At 29.5% G+C, this 26,851-nt stretch carries 16 protein-coding genes and 10 tRNA genes; 16 read left to right on the top strand and 10 right to left on the bottom strand.

Features of this window, described 5'->3' with window-relative positions; genetic code table 4:
- The 6 genes from MYF_RS00525 to MYF_RS00500 all read right to left on the bottom strand — a co-directional run bounded on the left by MYF_RS00525 (position 1) and on the right by MYF_RS00500 (position 9,105).
- Positions 1-2,898, bottom strand: coding sequence for a P110/LppT family adhesin N-terminal domain (locus tag MYF_RS00525; protein WP_002557581.1), 2,898 nt, complete (start codon positions 2,896-2,898; stop codon positions 1-3).
- Positions 2,899-2,906: 8 nt separating this feature from the next.
- Entirely contained in the window at positions 2,907-6,167 is a 3,261-nt protein-coding gene (locus tag MYF_RS00520; protein WP_002557580.1) for a P97 family adhesin, read from the bottom strand.
- A gap of 32 nt (positions 6,168-6,199) precedes the next feature.
- A complete protein-coding gene (locus MYF_RS00515) occupies positions 6,200-7,117 on the bottom strand; it encodes an NAD(P)/FAD-dependent oxidoreductase (protein WP_039387509.1) in 918 nt (305 codons plus the stop codon).
- A 145-nt stretch (positions 7,118-7,262) separates the two neighbouring features.
- A complete protein-coding gene (locus MYF_RS00510) occupies positions 7,263-8,243 on the bottom strand; it encodes a prolipoprotein diacylglyceryl transferase (protein WP_002557578.1) in 981 nt (326 codons plus the stop codon).
- Positions 8,244-8,385: 142 nt separating this feature from the next.
- Positions 8,386-8,877: a peroxiredoxin gene (locus MYF_RS00505; RefSeq protein ID WP_002557577.1), complete on the bottom strand. Its 492-nt coding sequence runs from the start codon at positions 8,875-8,877 to the stop codon at positions 8,386-8,388.
- A gap of 154 nt (positions 8,878-9,031) precedes the next feature.
- A tRNA-Trp gene (locus MYF_RS00500) sits at positions 9,032-9,105 on the bottom strand.
- Between the two features lie 179 nt (positions 9,106-9,284).
- Here MYF_RS00500 and MYF_RS00495 point away from each other — a divergent pair.
- On the top strand, positions 9,285-9,794 hold the full coding sequence (locus MYF_RS00495) for a dUTP diphosphatase (RefSeq protein ID WP_002557576.1): 510 nt from the start codon (positions 9,285-9,287) through the stop codon (positions 9,792-9,794).
- 53 nt (positions 9,795-9,847) lie between these two features.
- Here the strand turns inward: MYF_RS00495 and MYF_RS00490 are convergent, their stop codons facing one another.
- On the bottom strand, positions 9,848-11,287 hold the full coding sequence (locus tag MYF_RS00490) for a DUF2130 domain-containing protein (protein ID WP_002557575.1): 1,440 nt from the start codon (positions 11,285-11,287) through the stop codon (positions 9,848-9,850).
- 164 nt (positions 11,288-11,451) lie between these two features.
- Between MYF_RS00490 and MYF_RS00485 the strand changes: the two genes are divergently transcribed.
- The 3 genes from MYF_RS00485 (at position 11,452) to uvrA (ending at position 17,368) form a co-directional block, all read left to right on the top strand.
- Positions 11,452-11,796 (top strand): hypothetical protein, encoded by a 345-nt coding sequence (locus tag MYF_RS00485; protein ID WP_002557574.1) that lies wholly within the window; start codon positions 11,452-11,454, stop codon positions 11,794-11,796.
- A gap of 218 nt (positions 11,797-12,014) precedes the next feature.
- On the top strand, positions 12,015-14,480 hold the full coding sequence (locus MYF_RS00480; protein ID WP_002557573.1) for a ribonuclease J: 2,466 nt from the start codon (positions 12,015-12,017) through the stop codon (positions 14,478-14,480).
- A gap of 44 nt (positions 14,481-14,524) precedes the next feature.
- On the top strand, positions 14,525-17,368 hold the full coding sequence (gene uvrA, locus MYF_RS00475) for an excinuclease ABC subunit UvrA (RefSeq protein ID WP_002557572.1): 2,844 nt from the start codon (positions 14,525-14,527) through the stop codon (positions 17,366-17,368).
- A 346-nt stretch (positions 17,369-17,714) separates the two neighbouring features.
- Here the strand turns inward: uvrA and MYF_RS00470 are convergent, their stop codons facing one another.
- On the bottom strand, positions 17,715-18,431 hold the full coding sequence (locus MYF_RS00470; protein ID WP_002557571.1) for a hypothetical protein: 717 nt from the start codon (positions 18,429-18,431) through the stop codon (positions 17,715-17,717).
- A gap of 247 nt (positions 18,432-18,678) precedes the next feature.
- Positions 18,679-19,470, bottom strand: a complete 792-nt coding sequence (gene ylqF / locus MYF_RS00465; RefSeq protein WP_220189978.1) for a ribosome biogenesis GTPase YlqF — start codon at positions 19,468-19,470, stop codon at positions 18,679-18,681.
- 97 nt (positions 19,471-19,567) lie between these two features.
- Here ylqF and MYF_RS00460 point away from each other — a divergent pair.
- From MYF_RS00460 to MYF_RS00420, 9 genes are all read left to right on the top strand, one after another.
- A tRNA-Arg gene (locus tag MYF_RS00460) sits at positions 19,568-19,644 on the top strand.
- A 66-nt stretch (positions 19,645-19,710) separates the two neighbouring features.
- A tRNA-Pro gene (locus tag MYF_RS00455) sits at positions 19,711-19,787 on the top strand.
- A 3-nt stretch (positions 19,788-19,790) separates the two neighbouring features.
- Positions 19,791-19,867: transfer RNA gene (locus tag MYF_RS00450), tRNA-Ala, on the top strand.
- Positions 19,868-19,869: 2 nt separating this feature from the next.
- Positions 19,870-19,946, top strand: a tRNA-Met gene (locus MYF_RS00445).
- Between the two features lie 42 nt (positions 19,947-19,988).
- Positions 19,989-20,064, top strand: a tRNA-Ile gene (locus tag MYF_RS00440).
- 4 nt (positions 20,065-20,068) lie between these two features.
- Positions 20,069-20,159: transfer RNA gene (locus MYF_RS00435), tRNA-Ser, on the top strand.
- Positions 20,160-20,234: 75 nt separating this feature from the next.
- A tRNA-Met gene (locus MYF_RS00430) sits at positions 20,235-20,309 on the top strand.
- Between the two features lie 2 nt (positions 20,310-20,311).
- A tRNA-Asp gene (locus tag MYF_RS00425) sits at positions 20,312-20,387 on the top strand.
- Position 20,388: 1 nt separating this feature from the next.
- Positions 20,389-20,464 (top strand) — tRNA-Phe (locus MYF_RS00420).
- Between the two features lie 162 nt (positions 20,465-20,626).
- Here the strand turns inward: MYF_RS00420 and MYF_RS00415 are convergent.
- Positions 20,627-20,908 carry a hypothetical protein gene (locus MYF_RS00415; RefSeq protein ID WP_002557938.1) on the bottom strand — a complete coding sequence of 94 codons (282 nt, stop codon included), beginning with the start codon at positions 20,906-20,908 and terminating at the stop codon, positions 20,627-20,629.
- 233 nt (positions 20,909-21,141) lie between these two features.
- Here MYF_RS00415 and secA point away from each other — a divergent pair, with 233 nt between their 5' ends.
- From secA to MYF_RS00395, 3 genes are all read left to right on the top strand, one after another.
- The gene (secA, locus tag MYF_RS00410) at positions 21,142-24,141 is read left to right on the top strand and encodes a preprotein translocase subunit SecA (RefSeq protein ID WP_002557937.1); all 3,000 of its coding nucleotides are present in this window, start codon (positions 21,142-21,144) and stop codon (positions 24,139-24,141) included.
- A 665-nt stretch (positions 24,142-24,806) separates the two neighbouring features.
- Entirely contained in the window at positions 24,807-25,505 is a 699-nt protein-coding gene (locus tag MYF_RS00400; protein WP_002557936.1) for a purine-nucleoside phosphorylase, read from the top strand.
- A gap of 1 nt (position 25,506) precedes the next feature.
- Positions 25,507-26,790: a thymidine phosphorylase gene (locus MYF_RS00395; protein ID WP_002557935.1), complete on the top strand. Its 1,284-nt coding sequence runs from the start codon at positions 25,507-25,509 to the stop codon at positions 26,788-26,790.
- Positions 26,791-26,851: the final 61 nt, after the last annotated feature.

Here is a 26,851-nt window from a genome sequence, read left to right as displayed (position 1 = left end):
TTATTTCAACGAGTTTTCAAGCGCAAGATCAAAAATTTGTTTTTCTTGAAACTGTTGATCAAATTGAGTAAAAAATCGAAATAAAACCTCTGAATTTTCCCCATTTTTTGAATTTTCTGAATCTCCCAAAATTATTGATAAGTTCTCTTTTTCCGTTGTTGAACTTGATGTTCCTTTTACTTTTAAATCATTTTCAACTAGTTCAAGTGCGGGCAGGTTTTTTGATCTTTCACTAGCAATTCTCAGTGTTATTTGATTGTTTGTGTTGGTTTGTGATTTTGACGATTTTTCACTAAAACCATTATACGAAATCACAAAATTTGTGAAATCTCCTTCACTTACAGGTAAAATTCCAATAATTTTGGGAGTAGTAGAGCTTTCATGGCCATTTACGGATGTTACAGCATCAATTTCGTTTTTCTTAGAAATTCCAACTACTCAAACCGGAAAATTTTCTGGTATTTCCCTAATGTTTTTCCCATTTTTGTTGACTAATTCGGTTTTATTTGCAACTTTTTTAACTCAGATTACATGATTCTCGTTGCTATTAGTTTGCATATTTTGAATTGTATTTTTTGTTTCACTAACGAAATTAAGAACTACTTTATATTTTTTGTACTCTAAATTATTTTGCACAGAAAAGCCGTAAAAAAAAGGTTTTTTTATTTCGAACTCGACGGGTTTAAAAGCTGAATTATCCGCTGCTCGATAGACAAATGCGAGTGGTGAACCATTTAGACTTGGATATAAAACACCAGAATTTTGCACCATTTTAATATTTACTGCATTATTTTCGCCATTTTTTTCATTTTTTGTAGCGATTAAAACTTGTGGATTCGTAATTGATTTAAGATTTTTAATGGTTTTTGGCAATAAAATGTTTGGGTCATTAGTTTCAAAACCACCGCTACCATCGATAAAAAAACTTGCAAAATTTTGTTTAGCCACAAAAAGTGGAGGATTTACCGGAGCTAATCCGGAAATTTTAATAACCTTTTGACCTAAAATTTTGTTAGTTTTATCTTGAATACTAATCTTGATTTGAAGTTCCCGTGTTAAATTATCAAAAAATAGATTATATTTAACTCCGTATGAAAAAATTTGTTTGGAATTTATAATATTATTCATTTTTTCGAATATTTTAGCAAGAATTTCTTCAGGCTTTTGTGTTGTTTCCGCTTTTTTTCAATCAGGAAAATCTAGTTTATCTTTAAAAAAGTCTATAAATCACAACACAATTGCTTGTTGACTTGCTAAACTATCATAAGTTGGGCTGCTTTCTAAATTGACAATTTCATATCCTTTATTTGTGTTTTTGTTTTCTACAAATGAATAAAAACTAGCATTAATTGCTTTTAAATTATTGATAATTTCGCTGCCGGTCAAATAGTTAAAACTATTTTTAATAATATAATAGTCATTGTTTTTTATAACTGAATTTAGATATCTTTGCGCTAGATTTTTAAATGGCTTTAAATTATAAATAAAATTAAATTTATGATAATTTAACTGAATCTCAGAATCTATATCCGTTGGAGACGTATTTTTGTTTTCTGATTTTTCTTTGCTAGAGCTATCTTGGAATAAAGCTGCTTCGGTTTCCTCTACTTTTTTAGCAAGAACAAGTTTATTTTCACTAGCTTTTTTAGTTTCAGTTTCTGAATTTTCATTTACATTTGAAGCTGGTTTTTGGTTGCCTTCGTTAGATTCTAGCTCTTTTTTTGGTCTGAAATCTACTTGAACCATTAATTCAACTTCACCAAAACGGTCCATTTGCGAGTTTGCAGCAAACAATTTTAACCCAAAATTTGGTAAAGAATTAGTAAAAAGCGTATCTAACTTTGATGTATCAAAAAATTCTTTAATATTTCTTGAACTAATGAAAAAAGTTGATAAGGAAACATTTTTAGCTACAATTTCCTCGATTTTTTCCTCTTTGAGTACAATTAAATCATCATTATTTTTTAATAAATTATTAAGATAATTGGTAACTTCGCGATAATTTAATAAATTTAAAACCTTTAGATCAAAGGAGCGAATTTTCTGTTTTTTCCCATCAAAAATATCAAAAGCAACCCATAAATTCCCAGTTGAATCTTCAAGATTTTTAAAAACTATATTTCCAGTTGAATCAGTTTGGAAGTCAAAAGTTGTTTTTTCAGGGAAATCAACAACAACATTATTAGAATCAAGCAGCAAAAAAGAACCGTATTTTTCAAGTGTTTTTTTTGTATCTTTGGTTTTTTTATATTCATTATTCAAAGAATCAATCAAAGATGTGGCATTTCATTTTTTAGCTATCTCAACTGGCGATAAAACAAAAGATGATTTTTGCTGATCCAAATTAAAATCAACAAATGTGGTTTCACCTTTTCCCTCAAAACCACGAATTGAGCGCACTTTTGAATAAACTTTATTAGTTAATTGGTCATGAGCTGAAAAAAGCACATTAACTAAATTATTGTTGACAACTTTTGTTATTAACTTCTTATCATCCACATCAGAATTATCAATCGGATTGATATTGAGCTTTAAAAACGGATATTTTGAGCTAAAATCTGCAAGATTAAAGAGATTAATTAAACGAAAATTAGACTGTGCATTATGAACTAAATTAAGAATTTGACTGGCTGAATATTTAGCAAAATCCTTATCTAGTTCCAATTTATCAATAATATTTGCAAACTTCTGATTTGTAAGTTCTATTCCTTTTTGATTTAAATCCGTTGTTAATAAACTGCGCTTGTCAACTTTTGTAAAATACTTTGACTCAACAACAGTATAAGTTAGATATGAAAAACCTAAAATCACACCCACAGCAATAGGTCAGGTGGCCATAATTATTAAAGATCGTTTATTTGAAACCTTATTAATTTTTTTTATTTTAATATTATTCATAATCGAGTCTAGTTCCTTTTAAACTGCTTATCTGGTTTTATTACTATAAAAACAAGTGGATATTTTGCTTCTTTTTCATCTGGTTTAAAAACTCCAAGCTCGGTTTTTAAGTTATTTAAGTCATTTTGTAAACTAGATTGGGTTTGCTGTGAATCTGAAGTTGCAGGTTGTGTTAAAGAATTTTGCAATTTTTCCTTCACTTTTTCTGTATTTTTACTTAATTCTTCAGATTTTTCAGGATCTAAAATACTTGGAAGAATAATTTGTCTTTGTTCGCTGACATCTAAATCTTTAACAGCAAACCTGATTCTCAAATTTCCAAATTTATCTTTAAAAACGCTATCTTTTTTGTAAATAAGGCCGTTTCCATAAAGTAATGGATAAACTTTCATGAAAGTTTTATTTCCAAAAAGTTTTCTAAAACTTTCCGTTGTTGATTTTAAATCCTTATCTTGACTGTTAAATTCTGCTTTTAAAATTTCTTCTGCGCTTTTTTTAAGCGCGTCCGCTGATGCAAAATTATTTTCCGCAAGTTCTAATTTTAAAAGCGATTGCGGAAAATTTAATATATTATAAGATAATTTTTCAAGATCATCGCCGGCTTTTTCAGCTGAAAAAACCTTTAATTTTATAGACTTTATTGGCGTTCGAAAGACAATTTTATTTGTATTGCTGGATGTAAAAATATAATAATAACCAAGTTTGAAAACTTCCGTTTCGCGTTCATGTCTCGAGATAGTAGTAAATTCGGCACTAGATTTTTGAGGAGTACCATTTTGTGAGCTAGGTTTTGCTTCTTGGAATAAACTTACTTTGTTTTTTAGTACATTTTTCTGAGTTGAAGGTTCAGTACTGCTCTGATTTTTTTCACTTTTTTTAAGATTTTCTATTGTAGAATCAGATTTATTTACTAAATTTATCTTTTCTTCATCACTGATGGATTCACTATCTTGGTTAGGGACAAAAACAATATTATAATTAAGATTTTCCGCAAAAGTGTTAAATTGAATGATTAAATCATTATTCTTATAAGTATTGATAAATAAATCTGTAAAACTATCCAAATTTAATTTAGATTGCCCCCCAGACTCACTTTCTAAGGCGTCAATTTTGTAAATTAAATCTTTTAGGATTGAAATCTTGTACTGTTTTTGTAGTTTAGCAACAATTTTGTTGTTAAATTCAGTTGCGCTTGTTTTTGTGTTACCATTTAGAGTTTTTCCGAACTTTTTTTGTTGTTCTGAATTAACTTGCTGTGTATTTGAAGTTGAAGAATCGGGACTTTTTGCATTAAAAGTCTCTTGTTTTCCGGTTTTTGTTTGTTGGCTTTTTTGTAGATTATCTTTATTCTCTTGAGATTGTACTTCTTGAACTTTTAATAGTGCTGCCTTATCGTTATCACTAGATTCTAGAGGTTTTTGTTCACGATTAAAAGTTCCTTTAATTTGCGCTTGTTTTTCTTGTGTGAGCGCGTTTAAAAAAATTTCAAGATATTTTTTTGCTTCTTCTTTTGGCAAAGTTAAAATTTTATTTGTAAAGGCAATAAACTCCTGATTGTTTTGAAAAAAAGGGATAATTTGAGTGTTATTTTTGCGGTTTTCAGGAATTAAAGTTCTTTTTGAAAATTCTGCAATTGTTGGAAATTTATAGCTCAAAATTCAAGAATTCAGAACTTCTTTTTCTGAAAAAGTTAGATTAAATTTAGAAGAATCCGTTAAAATTTCATAAATTTTTTCATGGTAATTTAATGCTAAAAGCCGTTCAATTTGCGATTTTGATACTGGCTCAAAAGATTCATAAAGACCATCGTTGTTCTGACTTTGATTATTTGGATATTTTAAACTAACTACAGGAATTGAAGCAAACTCTTTAGGATTAAAAGTTAAAACACTTTGAGAAGCAGAATTTTTGAAATTTCTTAACAAAACTTGGGTTTCTGTTTTTAGTTTTTTTTCTTTTTTTTCATCAAGAGGATAAGAAATTTCAAAGGGAACTCTAATAAACGCTGAATTTTCATCAGATCCAAAATGAATTTTGTCAACTAAAATTTTATATTCAAATTTTTTTTTGATTTTTGCATCTAAATCATTATACTTGCCAAAATCTAATTCTAAACCATTTATAAACAAAGAATTAAGCGCTTTTTTTGCTTCTTCGGCTGATTTTAAGCCAGAATTATTTTCTTTATATTTAATAAATTTATAAACGGATAAAATTGATTTTTGTTGCGAATTAAATTTTTCTTGAGAATTTTTACTTGCAAATTCATCAATTTTTGGCTCAGCTATTTCTGGAATTTTAATGAAAAAATTAGGATCTGCAAATGCTGATTCATTTTTTGTTGAATCAAAAAGCAGAAAATTGAAATATTTTGTAATATTTGTATTAAAATTTTTAGGAAATAATTTTTTTGCCTGATCAGTAAAACTAACTTTTCCTTGAATTTCGAGAAAATCAGCATTTGTTTGCGATGGTTTTAATCAGGTATTCATACTATTTTTTAGAATTTCAATTTTATAAGGAAAAATTAAGGCATTATTATATTTAATGCTAAAATTTTTATTTTTTAGAACTGAATCAAAATTAAAATTAAAAAAATCACGGATTTTTTGAATTGCGCCATCGGCAGTTTCTTCTATATTTATCTCATTTAAAAAATCACTTGCAAGTCAGTTTTTAGGACTTTTTTTCCCTTTTTGAACTCGTGAATAAGGAGAAATATTTTTCAGGTTAATTTGAAGAGCTTGGTAAAAATTCTCTAAAAAGAAAGTTGAGTTAGGGCTTATAGTGACTTTATCAGTTTTAATATCAGATTTTATAATTCGCGAACCATTAAATGTTTTTAGAACAAATTCGACACTAAATTGCTGGTTTGCATCATCAGGTTCGATTTTTATAAACTCGACTCAAATTCCATTTGGTAATTTATAAGGCTGTAAGCGTTTATATTCGAGCGTGTAAAAATCAAAAAAATCTCCGTTTTTTTCGGAGTTTTGCATGTTTTTTCATTCTTTTTTTAAAGTTGCATAATTTGAAAATGGTGAAATTTTTTGTGAATTAAAACTAAGACCGTTAATTTTAGTTGCTAGTCTGTTTAAATCTTCAACTGTTATCTCATATGATTTTTTTTTACTAAGTGCAAAGCCATAAGAAGCAGCAACTGAAATTCCTAAAACTGCAAGGAAAGCAGAGCTTAAACCTAAACCTAACAAAATTTTTGACTTTGTACTCAAATATTTTGTTTTTTTAATTTGCTTAACTATTTTCACGATTCCAACTACCTTAATTTAGCTTTTTTTATTTATTTAATTCGGTTTGTTAAAATTTTACCAACAATCGCCCCATCACTTGCGGCGGTAACAATTTGCCTTATTTCCTTGCTAACGACATCGCCAACTGCATAAATTCCAGGAATTTTTGACTGCCCATAACGATCCACTTCAATAAAATTAATTTTATTAAGAATTTTTTTGTGATTTTTTTGCAAAAAATTTGTCGCTGGTAAAAAACCAATATATGGAAAAAGCGATTTTATTTCAAGGGTTTTTCTAATACCGTTGTGTTCAATTATTGCCGCTTCTAATTCGGTTTTGCCTTGTAATTCTAACACTCTTGCATTAAATAAAATCTCGACATTTTTATTTTTTTTCAAATCATCGATTAGCATTTGCTCCGCGATAAATTTATCATCGCGGACTAAAACATAAACTTTTGATACAATTGAAGCTAGAAAACTTGATTCTTCAACAGCAGAATTTCCACCGCCAATCACAATTGAAGGTTTATTTGCATAAAAAGGGCCATCACAAACAACACAATATGAAACGCCCTTTCCTTCAAAATTAAGATAATTTTTAATATCAAGCGGTTTTCTTTCGACCATCCCAGTGGCAACAACAACTGAACGGCCATGGAAAGCTTTACCGTCTTTACAAAAAACTTTATGATCAAATTCGCTATTTGATTCAATAAAATCAACATCACAAAAACGGTGTTTTGCCCCAAATTTTAAAGGATGTTTGTACATTCGAAGCGCTAAAGTTGCTCCATCAATTATTTCATCACCAGGTCAGTTTTCAATTTTTGATTGAGAAACAAGCTTTCCGCCTGGAGCTCCTTTTTCCAAAATCAGCACTTTTAAATTGCCACGCGATGCATAAAGTGCGGTTGTTAGACCCGCAGGTCCAGCACCAATAATTAATACATCAAAATTCTCCATTCAAAAGCGCCTTTCAAACATTATTTATATTGTTAAATTATAAAATAATTATAATACTTTAATTTAGAAAATAGAAAAAAATTGACTTTAGAATAAAATTTTTAAGCTAAAACTGGATTTTTTTGCTTATTTTTGCAAAACCTAATTAACCCTCCAAGTTTTTAGTATTTGTTTCCTCAAAATTCAAAACATTTCTATTTCAACGAATTCAAGGGAGTTTGGCATATATTTTTTTTTCTTTTGTATAGCGCTCAAAAAAAGCAATTTTTATTTTTTTGTTTTCAAATTTTAAATAATAATTAGTGAAAAATTGAAAACGAATAAAGAGAAAAAAGCCTAAAATAACCATTAAAATTGCGATTAAAAAATAATATAAATAGGATTCTTGCCGTAAATATTCCATTGAAGAGCGAACAATTCCATAATATAAAATATATAATGCACCCGTAGACCCAGGTTTTAACCAAGAATATAAATTGAAAATTCAAACTAAAACAATATATCCAAATAATGAAACTATTGACTCATAGAAAAATAAAGGCACTCTTAATTGCCCATCTGGCGCGATTTTATCGCTAATAAACATATTTTTTCTGATAAAATCTCCAAGTCAATTTACAGTTTTACCTTCTGGATCAAGAAAACCATAAACCTCGTGGTTAGTAAAATTCCCTCATCTGCCAATAAATTGGCCCACCAAAACCGCTGGCAAAATAAATGAAAAACATTTGCGTCAGTCGATTTTGCTTCTTTTCCGGTAAATATAAATTAGATTTGCGATAGTAGGAAAAATTACTCCTCATTGAATCGAAAGGCCGCCTTGACGAATATTATATCAGTTTTTTAAAACACTAAAATCACCAACAACTAAACGTTCAAGAATAAATCCAAAACGCGCTCCAACAATCGAAATAGGAATTGTGATGAAAATTAACGCGGCTAAATAATCAGGTTTATAACCTTCACGTTTTCAAAAAAAATAAATAGTGATAATCGATGCAATCATGCCCAAAACAACCGTAAGTGCATAAATCGGTATTCAATCTTGAATCAACCAAAAAGCTTCGCCTTCTTTAAACGGGCGCTCAGAAATTAAATCAGCCGGAATAGTCGTATTATCAGTCATTTTTTTTATTTTGTCCTTGGTTTTAAACAATTATACCATTATTTATATTTCTTGAACAGAATAAAAAAATGCACGATATTCAAGTGCATTTTTTTATTTTCTTAAAATAGATAAAAATAATGTCTAAATTTTTTAAAAAAACTTAGGAAAGTTCAACAAGTTTTTCTTCTAACTTTACAAAATCAATTTGATCATGAACATTAGAATTGGATTCAACCACCAAAACCTTACCATCTGCATCAACAATAAGATAACCACGATTTAGTAAAAAAACATCTTCAATTAAAAATCCAGTGGCAAACCCAAAACTACGAAGTCGATAATCTGAATATATTTCTAAATTATCAGCTGCATTAGCATCTTTTCACTGAGTGATTGCGGAAGGAAGATCTAGGGAAACTGAAATGAATCGAAATTGCGGATATTTTCGCGACAAATCGCGAATTGCAATTGTTTGAAAATCACAAATTTTTGTGTTAATTGAGGGAAAAACAGAAATTATGGTTGTTTTTCCAAAAGAATTAAATTCGACGACATCAAAATTTGTATCACTAACAGAAAATTCTAATTTTTCTCCTGGTTCAATTAAAGGTGAGACTAAATTATATAATTTATCTTTAAATTTTGTTCGCATTCTTTTCCTTTCTTAAAAAACATTTTTGGTCTCATAATTAAGTTCAAATTTATTTGAACTAAAAAATAAAAATTTTAAAATTAAGGGTTATTTTTACTTTTTAGATCAAAAATTAAAAAATAATTATAATGAGATAAACAAAAAAACATAAAAATGGCGGGGGTTAAAGGATTCGAACCTTCACTAATGGGTTTGGAGTCCATGGTACTGCCATTATACTAAACCCCCAAAGTTTTGTAAAAGTTAATTATATCATATAAATAAGGAACTTCTCGGTCAATTAACAGAAAATTTATTAATATATAATTATGTTTCAAGGAATTTAAAAAAAGCACAAAAAAGTAGTAGCCTAAAAACAAAAAAATATGATATAATTAACTATCAACTATAATTTAAAGTCCGCTAACATGAAATTAGATTTAAAATTAATTTTTGAAAAGCAAAAAATTTTAGACAACCTTTTTGCTAAATATAGTTACGGCGATAGTTCAGTTACCGAAATTGACCCACAATGACAAGATAAAGTAATTATTGCCGCGATTGTTGAGATTGCTGAATTTGCCAATGAAATTGAAAGTTTTAAATATTGAAAGGCAAATAAAAAGTCCAATTATGAAAAAACTATCGAAGAATTTGTTGATGCTATTCATTTTTTAGTATCAGCCTGCATACACTTCGAAACAAAGCGGGTTTTTGAAACAAAATTTGTTAAAAATAAAGATATTAATGAGCAATTTAAACACGTTTTTATTTTGGCTTCTCAATTTCTGCTTGATAAAAACGTTAAAATTTTAGTGGAATTATTTGAATTTTTCTTAGGTTTTATCGAAATTTTAGGCTGAACTATTAATCAAGTAATTAATGCTTATTTGGAAAAATATGCAAAAAATCTCGAAAGAATAAAAAATCAATATTAAGAAAAGTTGTAGTTTATAATTTAGAAAATTTTAAATTCCATCAATTAAAGTAATTATACGAATTCTTGCGAAATTTTTTCTGTTCTTTCGATTTTTTTAGCAAACTCTGTAATATTAAATTTATCGATTTCGGTATTGAGTTTTCAAATAAGATTATTTGAAGTTTCCTCTAAAGTATCTCGAATTTTTGTGGCCTCATCAATAATTTTTCTACTAGAAGCTATAGCGTCTGCTGACTTTTTATTTATTTTTTCCGCTAATTTTTTTATTTTATCATTTTTCCATTTTTCAAAATCATTAATTATCTTTTCTTTATCTGCAAGATTTTTACCTTGCATGACCAATTTTTTTTCTTTAAGAATCATTGATTTCAAAATCATTAAAAGTGCTAAATAAAAATATGGGCGACAGATAAATATTTTCGGAAAATTTGGAGCAATATCAATTGTAATATATTGATCAGGCTCAAGTTCTGTGACTAAAATTGCATAACGGGCATTTTTTTTCACCCGATCGTTTTCAAGCTTTTTAAAAAATTGGTTGTTTTTTTGCCTTCCTGGTTTTTCCTTAGACTCAGATTTAGCTTCAAGAATTACACTTTCGCTAATTTGACCCTCTTTGTCATAAATTGTAAAAATAAAATCTGCTTTTGTTCCACTTGATTCGCCTTCTTGTTTAAGATTTTCAGTGTCTTTTTTCAAACTAAAACTGATTGTTTCATCATTTTCTTGGCCAAATGGAAACACGCTTTTATAACGCTCTAAAATTCAGTTTTCTAAATTTTCACCAATTTCCTTTGAATTTATATTTTTTTCTTTATATCTATTTAGTTCCGCATGCAATTCATTATTTTCTTGTTCAGCTTTCTGAATTTTCTCGTTATAACCCTTTTTTGATTCCTGAATTATTTTCTCGTGATTTTCTTTTAATTCCTGAATTATTTTCTTGTGATTTTCTTTTAATTCCTGAATTATTTTCTTGTTATTTTCCTCGTTATTTTCTTTTAATTTTTTTTCTTGTTTTTCTCATTTATCTTCAAATTCTTTTTCCATTTTGTTCTTAATTTCTAATTCTTTTTCCATTTTTATTTTATCAATTTCAAAATTTTGATTTTTTTTATACTCTTGTACTTCATTTTTTAAATCTTTAATTTCGTCATCTTTTTTGGAAATTTCTGCAGTATGTTTTTTATCTAAATCTAATTGGTCTGTTTTTGCTTTTTCTTCTAATTTTGTATTTTTAATTTTGAGCTGTTCTATTTCGAATCTCATTTGCTTTATTTCCTGGTCGTTTGCGAAAATTTCATTACGCGTTTGATCTTTAATCGATTGGATTTCTTCTTTTGTTTTTTCTTTTATTTGTGTCTCGATGTAATTTTGTGCCTCGCTAGCAATTGAAAATCAGTCACCCGCTGTTGCATCTTCCAAAAGTTGATATGTTAAAGTTTTGAAATCAATAAGTTTTACCTTAACTTCTTTACCGTTTGTTATCATATTGTTTTAATTTTATCATTTTTTTTTTTTTTTTGGAAAAGGAAAGAGTGATTGTTTAAAAAAATATTAAAATTATAGTATAATTATTAAGTTAAGATTCTGGTATTTAAATAATAATTTATTTTTTACCCATTTTAGCCCATGAAATTTAAGCAAACAAAATAATGAACTTTAGCAAAAAATCAAAAAAAATTCACTTTGGTGATTGAGATAGAATCTTAGAAACTGTTGAAAATTCTGATTCTGAGCAGAATATAGAGAATTTTTATCCTTATAATGAAAAAAGTTTCGACTTTCACGGCTTTGATAGCCAAAAAACAACAGCCATTGTTGAAAATCTTATCTTTGAACTAAATAATTATAATTCAAAGATAAGATGTATTAATTTAATTGCAGGCATTGGATTTGGTCATATTTATGAGCAAATTTTGGATAGTTTAAAACATTATTCCTCTCAATTTAATATAAATTTGCAAAAACCAGCAACAATTCGTGTTTGTAAAAAGTAAAATTTGCATTTTTTTTAAAAAAATTTGTTAAAATTTGTTTGAATATCCGATTTAACTTTATCTAAATGATTTTAAAGTTAAAAAATTATTTAGTTTTAAATTTTCGTTTTTAATAACTCAAAATAGAAAATGAAGACTATTATTATATTATTAAGTTCAATTATAAAATTTTAAATTTTTTTCAAAAAAATTCAAAAAATAATCCAGACAGGAAAATTATGTCCTTAAATGTTAATCCAACTCGATTTTTTGGCCTCGGCGGCATGCAAGAAATTGGTAAGTCCACTTTAATTATCGAAGATGATTTTGATATTGTAATAATTGATGCTGGTATCAAATTCGCCAATCTTTTTTTAACTGGAATTAAAGGAATGGTCCCAAATTACCATTATTTGCAAAAAAAACAAGCAAAAATACGTGGTCTTTTTATAACTCATGGTCATGAAGATCATATTGGTGGAATTATTTATTTAGTTCAAGAAGTTAATATCAAAAAAATTTTTGCGCCAAAAATCGCCATTGAATATTTAAAAGCTAAGTTTGACGACCAAAAAATTAATCCAAAAGTTAATTTTATTGAAATTAACAAAAACGATGTTTATCGTTTTGAAAGTTTGAGTATCGATTTTTGGACTGCGCAACACTCAATTCCTGATGCCTTTGGAATCAGAATTAGTTCGCAACATGGTTCAATTATGTGCACCGGGGATTTCCGTTTTGATTATACACCAATTGGAAATTATACCGATTTTGAAAAGCTAAAAGAAATTGGTAATCAAAAATTAACAGTGCTTTTTTCGGATTCAACAAACGCAATGCGAGCAAATCATTCACCTTCAGAACGTGATATTCTTGCTGATATTGAAATGCATATGCGAGCAGCAACACGAAAAATTATTATTACTGCTTTCGCCTCTAATTTAACTAGAATTAAAGCTCTAATCGAAATCGGGATTAAATTAGGGAAAAAAATTCTTGTTTTTGGACGCTCGATGATAAATGGAATTAATATCGGACGCCGTTCAGGTTATATTAATGTTCCAGATGATGCTTTTCTAGGAAAAAATTTAAACGGTGTTGAAGAAAATCAGATGCTAATTCTAACAACCGGCTCACAAGGCGAACAACTTGCCGCTCTTGATAGAATGTCTAACAAAAAACATCCAAAAATTAGTATCGAGCCACAAGATATGATTATTTTTTCTTCCTCGCCAATTCCCGGAAACAAAATTAAAATTGAGCATTTAATTAACAGACTTTACAAACTAAGCGCAATTATTAAAGAAAATGGACCAGATGGTTATCTTCACACTTCCGGACATGCTTATAAAGCGGAACATGAAAAAATTTTTCAATTAACAAAACCAAAGTACTTTTTCCCTTATCATGGTGAATATAGAATGTCAGTTGCGCATTCCCAAACCGCTATTGAATCGGGAATTGACCCAAAAAATGTAATTATTGCAGAAAACGGGCAAGTTTTTAAAATGGTTGACCAAGAAATTTATAAAACTGCAGAAAAAATTCCTTGCGATCCCATTTATATTGATGGCGAGACAATTTCCCGTGATAATTCGCGAATTATTAATGAGCGACAAGAAATGCGCGAAAATGGCTTTGTTTTTATTTTAATACCAATTGATAAGCAAAAGAATTTAATTAGTGGGCGAATTTCTATTATTACAAAGGGGACTTTTTCAATCCGAAATGGTAGTCAGATTATAGCAGAAATTCGCCGACTTTGTTTTTCTTCTGTTAGATATTTTATTGAAAAATATCAAAAATGATCTATACCACAAATTAAACAGTTAATAAAAAACCGCCTTAGTTCATATTTTCATAGAACAAAGCGTTGAAAGCCAGTGATTTTAACAAAAATTATTTATGTTGATCAAAAAATTGATTTTATTAATTATTTTCGGGAGAAAAACACAGAAAAATATGTGGCTCATAATTTAGAAGCTAATAAATTCGAAACTAATTCGAAACTAAAATCATTAAAACTGGCAAATACTAATGTTGTTATACCAACGAAAGGCCAACTAAAACAGGATAAAACTAAAAACCAAATCGATTCAAATATTACAATTTTGAAAAAATCTATAAAAAATTATAGCAGACAAACACAAATACAAGATTTTGAAAAAAAAGTAGACAATAATGTAATTTCTTCTAAAAAAGAAAATTTAAAGACTAATAAATTAGAAAAAGATTCTCGCACTTTATTGAAAAAATCCAATAAAAACGCCAGTACAATTGAAAAATATTCAATAAAATCTGCCAAGCCAACCAGTCAACATCAAGTTTTTCCATCATCAAGTTCTTCAAAATTTTCAGTCACTAAATCAAATAATACAATTATGAATAATTCTAAAATAACTAAAAAATCTGGAATTGATAAAAACTCAAAATTAAAAACAAACTATGAAAACCGTGATAAAATTCAGAAGAATAACTTGCTAAACCTAAAAAATTTGTCTCTAATTACTACAAAAAATGCCAATTATTCTAAAAATTTACAATTTGACTTGATAAAAAAAAGTTTTTCTACAATAAAAAAACGCAAAACAAATAGAGCTTTTTTTACAAAAAATATCGAAATTAGTACAAATCCAAATAAAAAAAATTTAAAAAACATCAAAAAGCCTCTTAACATCCAATCTTTAAAAAATAAAGATGAATAAAAAAATAATTTCCCTTATATAAAAACTAAAAGAAAAATCAAAAAATGCTTAAAAATAAAGATACACACAATTTTATTTACATTAAAGGAGCTCGCGAAAACAATTTGAAAAACATTGACCTTGTAATCCCAAAAAATAAACTTGTTGTTTTCACAGGTCTTTCAGGTTCTGGTAAATCTTCGCTAGCATTTAACACAATTTATGAAGAAGGAAAGCGTCGGTATATCGATTCTTTAAGTCCTTATGCACGGCAATTTTTAGGCGGCACAAAAAAACCAAAAGTTGAAGCAATTTATGGGCTTTCGCCAACAATTTCTGTAGAACAAAAAACAAGTCATAATAATCCGCGTTCAACTGTTGGAACTATCACAGAAATATACGATTATTTTCGGCTTTTGTATGCAAAAATCGGAAAACCTTTTTGCCCTAATCATAAGGTTGAAATTGTTGCGCAAAAAATTGTGACAATTTTAGCAACAATTTTATCTTGACCGCCGAAAACAAGACTTATTATTATGGCTCCAGTTGTGGAAATGGAAAAAGGTAGCCACCGAAATTTAATTGAAAGCCTTAAAAATCAAGGTTTTCTGCGCGCAAAAATTAATAATTCTTTTTATTATCTTGCAGATGAAATTAATCTCAATCCCAAACAAAAACATACAATTTGGGTTGTAATTGACAGATTTTTGCTAGAAAATGAAGAAAAAAGCAGACTCCAAACAGCCCTTGAAATTGCATTTGAACTTGGGAAGGGAATTGCGCTTTGCGAATTTGAGAATTCTGAGACTGTTAGATTTTCAAAATTACAAGCTTGTCCATTTGGTGATTTTGAGATGCCCAATCTCGAAAACCGCCTTTTTTCTTTTAATTCGCCTTATGGAATGTGCAAAACATGTAAGGGTTTAGGAACTAATTTAGAAGCTGACTTTGATCTTATCGTCCCTGATAAAAATTTAACTATAAATCAAGGGGCAATTAAATATTTTGGAAAATCAGTAAACACAAAATCACTTGAATGACAAGAATTTAAAATTTTACTGGATTATTTTGAGATTCCAACAGATTTAAAAATCAACAAAATGACAAAAAAGCAACTTGAGATGATTAAATATGGAACAAATAAATCACTAAATTACTTCCTAATTTCAGAAAGCGGTAAAAGATATGACTATTTTCGACCAATTGAGGGAATTCTTAACAAAATCCAGCGTAAATTCTGAGAAACATCCAGCGAAGACTTACGGCTATGATTTAAAAAAATGATGTCTGAATTTCCTTGCAGCTCCTGTCAAGGTGCAAGATTAAATAATTACGCACTTGCTGTTTTGCTAGAGAATTATAATATTTTTCAGTTATCTCAGCTATCAATAAAAGATTTAATAATTTTTTTTAAAAATCTTAAATTAACTGAATTTGACGAAAAAATTTCTACTTTGATTCTTGGCGAAATCAAATCTCGCCTCTCATTTTTAGCTAACGTTGGGCTTGAATATTTAAATTTAAATCGATCGGCCTCAACTTTATCAGGTGGTGAATCGCAACGAATTCGACTTGCGAGCCAAGTTGGTTCGCAACTAACAGGAATTCTTTATGTCCTTGATGAGCCTTCAATTGGTCTGCACCAAAAAGATAATGACAAATTAATTGCAACCTTAAAAAAAATGGTGGAAATCGGGAATAGTTTAATTGTTGTCGAACATGATTTTGAAACAATTTTAGCTGCCGATTATCTTGTCGATATTGGCCCAAAAGCCGGAGAGGAAGGCGGTTTTTTAGTTGCGGCCGGTTCAATAAATGATATTGAAAACGAACCAAAATCAATTACAGGTCAGTTTTTAACAAAAAAATTAGAAATTCAAATTCCAAAAAAACGTCGGATTGGTAATGGACAATTTATCATTATCGAAAAAGCAAGCGAAAATAATTTAAAAAACATTAATATCAACATCCCTTTAGGTAAATTTGTCGTTGTCTCTGGTGTTTCAGGTTCTGGTAAATCAACATTAGTAAACCAAATTATAGTGAATGCGGTTTCAAAACATCTTGGCGCAACAAATATTCGAATAGGAAAATGTGCCGAAATTAAAGGTCTTTTTAATATTGATAAGCTGATTGCAATTAACCAAAGCCCGATTGGGCGAACTCCGCGTTCAAACCCAGCAACTTATACTTCAGTTTTTGATGATATTCGCGAAGTTTTTGCAAACACTGAACAAGCTAGAGCACTAGGATTTTCAAAATCGAAATTTTCTTTCAATTTACAAGCAGGGCGATGTGATAAATGCCAAGGAGATGGGCAAATTAAAATTGAAATGCATTTTATGCCCGATATTTACGTTTTATGTGATCATTGTCAAGGAAAACGCTACAAACCTGACGTGCTGCAAATCCGTTTTCACGGAAAAACAATTGCAGATATTCTTGATTTAACAGTTTTAGCCGCACTTGAATTTTTTCACCATTGGCCTAAAATTGTCATAAAATTACAAACTTTAGTTGATGTCGGTCTTGGCTATATAAAACTTGGTCAATCGGCAGTTACTTTATCTGGTGGAGAGGCCCAAAGAATAAAATTAGCAACTTTTTTACAAAAAAAACCAACAGGAAAATCGCTTTTTGTTCTTGACGAACCAACAACCGGGCTGCATAATTATGATGTAGCAAATTTAATCAAAGTCTTGAACCGAATTGTTGACAACGGTGATAGTATAATAGTGATCGAGCATAATTTAGAAATAATTAAAGTAGCTGATTATATTATTGATTTAGGCCCGAACGGCGGAGATGATGGAGGACAAATTATTGCCAAAGGAACCCCAGAAGCTGTTGCAAAAGTTAAAGAATCCTACACAGGAATTTATTTGAAAACAATTTTAAACACAAAATAAAAATGTTTTTAAAATAAAAACCACCAAATAACAAATTTGGTGGCACAGTTTTTTGCTTTAACTACAACTGTGAAGTCAGAGAAGTTCATTTGAGCGGTTTGAACAAAACCAAAGCATATTCTACCTTTCGGCAACTCGAGTATAATTGTATCATTTTTTTATTTCAAAAAAAAAAAAAAAAAAAATGAAATTTTTTAAATTTTAAGTAATTTTGAAAATTTTTCATGTTATTTTTACTAAAAAAACAAAAATTAGTATTTATTTTTTTAGTTTTTCTTAAAGATAATTTAATATCTATTTTTCAAAAACTCTATAAATTTATAGGGTTTTTTATGTTAATTAATTTTTAGTGCTGATGCAAAACCAGAATTATAAGAGCTATAATAATTCCAAGCGCAAACAAGAAAAGCGAAAAATTTCACTGAAAAGAAGGGTTATTTCTTAAATGAATAAATTCAGGAACTAGTTCAATTATTACAACAAAACTTAAAATTGCTCCACCTGAAACATTAAAAAACGGAATTAATCAGCCAGTTTGAATAAAAAAACGGTTCAAAAAAGCGCCAAGCGTAATTATTGGGACTAAAATTAATGTTGTAATTAAGTTATAAGTTACTGATTTTTTGATGGTTTGCCCATATTGAACTTGCCGATAATGAATTATTAGAATTTCAATTATCATATGAGCAACAAAAGTTCCGATTAAATATCAATTTATACTATCTCCGGCAGTGAATCTTGCAATTACTGACCCCAAAATAAAACCATCGATGGTTCTATGTGATAACAAAAGTAGTATCGCAAGTCAGGCTGATTTTGGGCTATCAACATCAGAAAAGTTGACAATATGATCGTTATGATCGTGTTTTTTATGATCTGAGTGTAATTCGACTTTAAAAATTTTAATAAAAAATCACCGGGCAATAAAAACGCTGGTAAGTCCAAAAAGCGCGCCGCCACCTATTATTAAAATTTTATATAAATTTTCCTCACTTTCAAATTTATGGGCAAAATTTTCAGCGCCATGAAAACCTTCTTGAATAAGCCCAACGGTTGCAACCATCAATAAAAGTCCGGCGCTTAATGAATAAAGATAAATGTTTGATGTTGCTTTAATTCGCGGTTTTACAAAAGCAACTAATAAAACAAGAAAAATTGGAACTGCAAGAATTATTAAAAGAAAAACTACTAAATTTATAAAAAGAGATAAATAAAAATTTGAAGGATCAAAATAAAAAATATTGTTACCAACTCTCTACACAAATTAGCAAGAATTATATCATATTTTTATAAGTTTAGTATTAAAAGAATTAATCTAGGGTAATTTTTTGTTGTCTAATATAATTCAAAAACCAAATTTGACATCGGATAAGATCTAACCCATTTTTATCTTTAAAGTGTTTAATCTCCGCTAATTTTGACAAATTTTTAGTAATTTCAGCCTCATTTTCAGCAGGTTTTATATCTAAATCTTTTATCAAATTTGGATATAATTCTGAAATTAATTTATAAGCTTCAAAAAAAAGGAAATTTAAATCGATTATCTCTTGCTTTATTAAACCAATAAGCGCCAATTTTAATGCTATTTTTTGATTTTCGATTTTAGGTGGCAAAATTCCCGGAGTGTCAAGAAAAAGAAATTTTCCTGAGCTAATCCACTGATTATTTCGTGTAATTCCGGGCTGGTTTCCAACTTTAAGCCGCGAATTTGTAACTAAATTTATTAAAGTTGACTTTCCTGTATTTGGCATCCCGAGCACAAAAATTTTTAGGCTTGGTGTTTCAAATTTTGCTTTTTGTTTTTTTTGTTTTAATTTAAAAATATAATTTAATTGTGATATAATTATGTTTTTGCTTGTATTATTTTTCAAATTTAGAAATAATACAAAGAAATTTTTTTGCTCGAAAAAATTTTTAATTTCAAGGAATTTCTCACTATCTCCTAAATCAATTTTTGTAACCACAACTAACAAAAACTTATTGGAAATAAATTTTAAAAACTCATCATTTATACTGGAAATTGGTGCACGGGCATCAACAACTATTATAAAAATGTCTATTATTCTTGCTTTTTTTGACAAATTATTAAGGCTCTTTGCCATGTGCCCAGGAAATCAATTTATTTTCATATTTTATACATAAATTATAAAATGCAATTAAAAAATATGATACAATTTTTATGATACAATTTTTAAGTGTGGTCACGTAGCTCAGTAGGATAGAGCACGAGCCTTCTAAGCTTGTGGTCAGAGGTTCGAATCCTCTCGTGATCGCCATTTTTTATTTTTTCAAAAAAATAAAAAAGTTTGCCTTTTTAAAAAATTAATGTATAATTATAGCTTGGAGAAGTAGCTCAGCTTGGCAGAGCGCTACGTTTGGGACGTAGTGGTCGCAGGTTCAAATCCTGTCTTCTTCACCATTTGGGGGGGTAGCTCATCTGGCTAGAGCGCCTGTTTTGCACGCAGGAGGTAGAGGGTTCGACTCCCTTCCTCTCCACCATTGGCTCTATAGCTCAGTTGGTTAGAGCATCCGGTTCATACCCGGAAGGTCATGAGTTCGAATCTCCTTGGAGCCACCAGCTATTTTATTTATTTTTTTTAAATTATAAAAAATCAAATCTGGATCTATAGCTCAGCGGTTAGAGCATCCGGCTCATAACCGGTTGGTCATTGGTTCGAATCCAGTTAGATCCACCAAAACGGGCAATTACCCAAGTGGCTGAAGGGACTAGTCTTGAAAACTGGCAGGGGTGTGAAAGCCCGCGGGGGTTCGAATCCCTCATTGCCCGCCATTTATAACTTTTTTTTAATAAAAAATGCTAAAAAAGGTTATAAATAAATATCATATTTTCGTTTAATTTTCATATAGCGGAGTAGAGCAGAGGTAGCTCGTTGGGCTCATAACCCAAAGGTCATAGGTTCGATTCCTGTCTCCGCAACCAAAGGTCTAGTAGTAAAGTGGTTAATACGCCTCTCTGTCACGGAGGAGATCGCGGGTTCGATCCCCGTCTAGACCGCCACGGCTCTGTAGCTCAGTAGGTAGAGCAACGGTTTGAAGCACCGTGTGTCACTGGTTCGATTCCTGTCGGAGCCACCATATCTTTCTAAGGCCTAAAAAAGATGCTATAAAATAAAGTATTTTTTTGTTTTTTAAAATAAGAAAAATAATTTATCCAAACAAAAAAAAACGACAAAACAAAATGTCGTTTTTTTTTTTTGTTTTTCCATTTATTTATAAAAAAACGTCTTAATTAATTTTTTAAAGATCGGTTTTTCTTCGTTTTAACTTGCAAGCAATAGCCTCAAAATGCTGTTTTTGATTGTCAAGATACAAGTCTTTATAGATTATTTTTGAAATTAGTTCTCTTTCTGTTGGCCCAATAAAAGTTGATTCGTTAAATATTGAAGGTATATTCATTTTTCTATCGTATTTAAAATGTAAATAAACAACAAGAAAATCTTCTTCATCTAATTGGTTCACTCAACTTTCAACTAACCCCATTTTTATGAATTCAAGCTGGGCTTTTCCGAATTTTGCCATTTTGGCTCCTTTTTTTGAATATTTAGAGTTTTGTCTAATTGAATTTAATTCCTATATAATTATACCACAAAAAAATATTTTATTTTAAAAAAATTAAAAAACTATAAAATTTTGTGCTTTTTATATTTTAGTTTAGTTTAATAATCTAAGCTTAATAATATTTGAATATTTGGCTTTTTTAATTTTTTGAATATTTTGGTAAAATTTATTCAAAAAATTAAAAAATAATAAACATGAAAAAATTATTTAACTTCTTTAAAACCTCATCCGAACTCCGTCTAGCCTACCGTCTTTTAAAACAAATTAACCAAAAACGAAGTTATTATGGTGCTATGACCGATTATGATCTTGCAAACCAGACTAACATATTTAAAAAAAGACTTGCAAATGGTGAAAAACTAAAAGATATTCGTGTTGAAGCTTTCGCGGTTGCTCGCGAAGCTACAAAACGAATTTTAGGAAAAACGCCTTATGATGTCCAAATTCTTGGCGGACTCATTCTTGATATGGGTTCAGTTGCTGAAATGAAAACTGGAGAAGGAAAAACAATCGCTTCAATACCACCTGTTTATCTTAACGCACTTTTAGGTCAGGGCGTAATTGTATCAACTGTTAACGAATATTTGGCAGAACGCGATGCTGAAGATAACGGAAAAGTCTATAATTTCTTAGGCCTTTCGGTTGGGATTAACAAAAATGAAATGAACGCTGATGCAAAAAGGCTAATGTATAATGCAGATATTACTTATTCAACTCATTCAGAATTAGGTTTTGATTATCTGCGAGATAATATGGTTTTTTCAACAGCCGAGAAAGTGCAAAGGGGGCTAAATTTTTGCCTAATCGATGAAATTGATTCAATTTTAATTGACGAAGCAAAAACTCCTTTAATCATAAGCGGCGGACAAAATAATTCGCCTGCGCAATATTTATCAGCAAATCAATTTGTTAATATACTTCTTGAAGAAGATTTTTATATTGATGAAGAAACTAAAGGGATCAAACTTAACGACAAAGGGATCGATAAGGCGAACGCTTTTTTTGGTCTTAGAAATTTATACGAAATTAAGAACTCTGAACTAGTGCACAGAATCCAAAACGCACTAAGAGCAAACAAAGTTATGAAGCGCGATGTTGAATACATTGTTCAAAACGGTAAAATCCAATTAGTTGATCAATTTACTGGAAGAATTATGATAGGGAGATCTTATTCTGAAGGTCTCCAGCAAGCTATCCAAGCCAAAGAAGGAATTGAAATCGAACCTGAAACAAAAACACTTGCAACAATTACCTACCAAAATTTTTTTCGACTTTTTAAAAAACTATCCGGAATGACAGGAACAGCCAAAACCGAAGAACAAGAATTTATCGATGTTTATAATATGCGAGTTAATGTAATTCCAACAAACAAGCCAATGATTCGCACAGATGAAAAAGATGAAATTTTCGCAACAACACATCAAAAAAATCAAGCAATTATTGCAGAAGTTGAAAGAGTTCATAAAAAAGGTCAACCAATTTTAATTGGGACTTCGCAAGTTGTTGACTCAGAAACGCTTTCGGATATGTTAACCCAAAAAGGGCTTTATCACACAGTTTTAAACGCGAAACAAAACCAACTTGAAGCAGAAATTATTGCAAAAGCTGGAAGAAAAAATGCAATTACAATTGCAACAAATATGGCGGGACGAGGAACTGATATTATTCTAGAACCTGGGGTAATTCAACTTGGAGGACTTTATATTCTTGGAACCGATAAGGCAGAATCACGACGGATTGACAATCAACTTCGTGGTCGCTCAGGAAGACAAGGCGATCCAGGAATAAGTCGCTTTTTTATCTCACTTCAAGATCAACTTTTACGACGTTTTTCTAGTTTTGAACAAATTTTTGATATATACGGTCGTACAAATGGGGCCATTAAAGGAAAATATATTCACTCAGTTTTACTAGCAGCTCAAAAGAAAATCGAAGGTTTTAACTTCGATATTCGCAAAACTGTTCTTAGTTATGATGATGTTATCCGTCAACAAAGAGATTTAATTTACACTCAAAGAGACATTTTGCTTCAAATTGAAAATTTTGACCATTACATTCAAAAAATGATCGTGCGTGCTGTTGATATTATTCTTGGCTATGATTTTATTCTATTTCCTAACCAAGAAATTAACTATACAAATTTGATAAGTTTCCTTAACGATAATTTATCACGAATTTCCGGCTTTGACTTTAAAAATAGTGAAATTGAAAATTATCCATTAGAGCAACTTAATGAATTTTTAATAAAAAAATTAGAAACTATTTATTTTGAACAAATTCAAACCGTGCTAAAAGAAAATTTAGGAGAAACATATTTCCAATCTGAACGCCAAATTATTCTAACAACACTTGATAGCCAATGACAAAATCATATCGATAGTATCGATAAATTGAGATCTTCAGCTAATCTAGTTCAATACTCACAAAAAAATCCATACCAAATTTTTACCGAAGAAGCGACAAAAAAATTCAACATTTTAGTTTCAGAATCTGCTTACCAAGCAATAATTGCACTTTTCAATAACTCAAATGCTGAAAAAATGGAATATCACCAAGCAATTCTATCAGATGGAAGTTCTATTTCTTACCCAGCAAACACACCTGATGAAATTATTGAACAAATAATCGCGACAAATGAAGAAAGAATTGCACTTATGAAGAAAAATGAAGAAGAAAATAAACCCGAGTTTATCGCAAATCAGCTTGCTGAGCTTAAAATTGAAAAGGTGGATTCAAGAGAAGAATTCGAACTTTGACAGATTGCAAATAAGAAATTAGTTAATCTAAAAACAGAAATGCCGCTTGAGGAAAAACGTAATATCTTAGTAAAAATGAACCAAGAGCAACTTGAAATAATTAAAGAAAGAGAATACAAAAAACTAACAGAACAAAATTTCGAAATCGAAAACTATAATAATCTTGATGAGTTTTTAGGTGAAGGTGAAGGTGAAGAAAATGATCTTGCTAGCGAAAATAAGGACAAAAATTCAGTAAAAATTGATTTTATTGACTTTAAAAACGAACCTGATGGTTTTGCTAAAATACTATTTGAATCCAAAAATGAAAATGCTCAGGACATTTTAGAAAATGATAATACACAAACCGAAAATTCTAACGCAAAAGAAAATAAAAATTTTGAAAGAACTAACGAAAACAGTTTAGATGCTATTGAAATCTCAGAACCTGACGATTAACCGAAAACTAGCTTCCGTTTTGCTACTAATATTAATTAAAAAGTTAAAAAATTTTAAAAAAAAGTAAAATTGGCTTAATTTTCCTAAATTTTTCCACTTTACTTCGTTTGTTTAAAAATATGTGATAAAATTTTGCAGAAAAGGTTAAATTTAAAAAACACTAAAAAACAGTGCTTTTTCTTCTTTTGCACAAAATTTAGTTGCTGTTTATCGCCTTTTGGTTTAATTTATTTCCTTTTTGAAAATTTCTTTTATTTTTATTACATACAAAGTTTAAATTTCATTAATCTTGTTGGCCCTTAGCAGTTTAAGCTTGCTTTTGATTTTTTTGCCAAAAATTGCTCCTATTTTTTGAAAAAATAGCTTACTAAAAGATGTTTACAATTTTTGGCAAAAAAACAGTAAAATTTATTTAATTATATTATAATAATTTTCTCATTTACTTTCTTAATAATTTTTAATTTATATAATTTAATTAAATATGCCATTAGTTATCATAGTTTTGGTCTAGTTTTTAGTTGTTTTTTAGTTTACTCAGCCTTAAATTCAGAATTATTACTAACTGTTATAACTTCAAAAAGTAAAGTTTAAAAGCTTTTTTAGTAAAATCCTAACCAAAATGCATTTTTATATTATAATATCAATATCACGGTCTAAGGAGAAAAATGACACCACATATTGAAGCTAAAAAAAACGAGATTGCACCAATTGTGTTAATGCCTGGCGATCCATTACGGGCAGAATTTATCGCTAAAAAATTTCTAAAAGATGTAAAATTAGTCTCAAAAGTTCGTAATAATTTGATTTTTACTGGCGAATATAAAGGTAAAAAAGTAACTATCGCCTCATCTGGAATGGGATCAGGATCAATTGGCATTTATGCCTACGAATTATTTAAGTTCTATGATGTTGAAAAAATAATTCGTGTTGGCTCAGCTGGATCATATGATAAAAATCTTGAAATTTATAACCTAGTAATTACAAAATCAGCATGATCCGATTCTTGTTCTTTTCCTGCGCTTATTAGCGGAAAACAGTCACATTTATCTTACCCTGATCTTGGATTAGTTGCAAATTTATTTCATAGTGCAACGAAATTAAAACTAAATCCGACTTATATAAGAATTCATTCAACCGATGTTTTTTATGCAAGTCGTGATTTAGAAAAAACAATTTCTTTATCAAAAGCCAAGGCAGTTGAGATGGAATCCTTTGCGCTTTTTACAATCGCAAAACATTTACAAAAAAAAGCAGCTTCAATCTTAACTATTTCCGATAATCTAATTACAAAATCAGAACTTGACCACCTTGAAAGACAGGAAAAATTTATAGAAATGTTCGAAGTTGCCCTAGGAGCAATTTAATATGAATTTATTTGAAATAATTGAAAAAAAAGCGCAAAAACAACGACTAAATGAAGAAGAAATCAGCTTTATGATCAACGGTTTTCAAAGCGGGCTTATCAGTGATTATCAATTTTCAGCTTTTTTAATGGCAATTTTGATTAACGGACTTGACGATGAAGAGCTTTTTTATTTCACTCGCGAAATTATTGCATCAGGAAAAACAATTAACCTTTCAAAAATCAGCGGAACTAAAATCGACAAACACTCAACTGGCGGAGTAGGCGATAAAATCTCTCTAATTATTGGGCCAATTTTTGCCGCACTTGGTTATAAAGTAGCAAAAATGTCCGGACGCGGGCTTGGATTTACCGGGGGTACAATTGATAAATTAGAATCAATTCCCGGTTTTCGTACTCAACTAACAGAAGCTAGTTTTTTAGAACAAGTTCAAAAAATTGGGCTTGCAATTACCGCTCAGTCAAAGGCTCTTGTCCCCGCAGATAAAAAAATCTATGCATTACGTGATGTTACAGGAACAGTTTCATCAATTCCATTAATTGCAAGTTCAATTATGTCCAAAAAAATTGCAACAGGCGCTGACATTATTGTAATTGATGTAAAATGTGGAAGCGGTGCTTTTATGAATGATCTTTCCAAAGCAAAAAAATTAGCAAATAAAATTAAAATGTTAGGAAAAAAGTTTGGCAAAAAAACAATCGTAAAAATTACCAACATGGAAGCGCCACTTGGAAAAATGGTTGGCAATAAAAACGAAATTATCGAATCCCTTTCAATTCTTCAAGGAAGCCAATCCCAACTTAGCGAATTTGCAAATGAATTAGTCGCGCAAACTTTATCCGAAATTGAAAAAATCAAAATTGAAAAAGCGCGCCAAAAAGTTGCTAACATTATCGAATCAGGTAAACCAAGCGAAATTTTTTTAAAAATGGTAGCTGCTCAAGGTGGAAATTTAACAACAATTCAATCATCTAATTTTTGAATTCCGGCATATAAAGAACAAATTTTTGCACCACAAAGTGGCTATATTAAATGAGAAAATGCTTTAATTTTTGGAAAGATTGTCGCTATTTTAGGTGGCGGTCGAACAAAATTAAACCAAAAAATTGACTATGAAGCAGGAATTTGCCTTGAAGTCGAAAATGGAACTTATATCCAAGAAGACCAACTAATTCTCAGCCTATATTCTTCAAATACAATTGATCTTAAAAAAATTGAAACCTTGATTAGCAAAACCTTTTCAATTAAGCCAGAGCCTGAATTCCAAAAAATGTTTCTTTCATAGTTTCACTAGACTTTTTTAGCTTTTAAGATGCTAAAAAAACATTAATAAAAATAATACCGTT

It is taken from the genome of Mesomycoplasma flocculare ATCC 27399, assembly GCF_000815065.1.
GTDB lineage: Bacteria > Bacillota_I > Bacilli_A > Mycoplasmatales > Metamycoplasmataceae > Mesomycoplasma > Mesomycoplasma flocculare.
The sequence above is the reverse complement of the archived record's forward strand: the minus strand, read 5'-3'. Positions and strand labels throughout refer to the sequence as shown.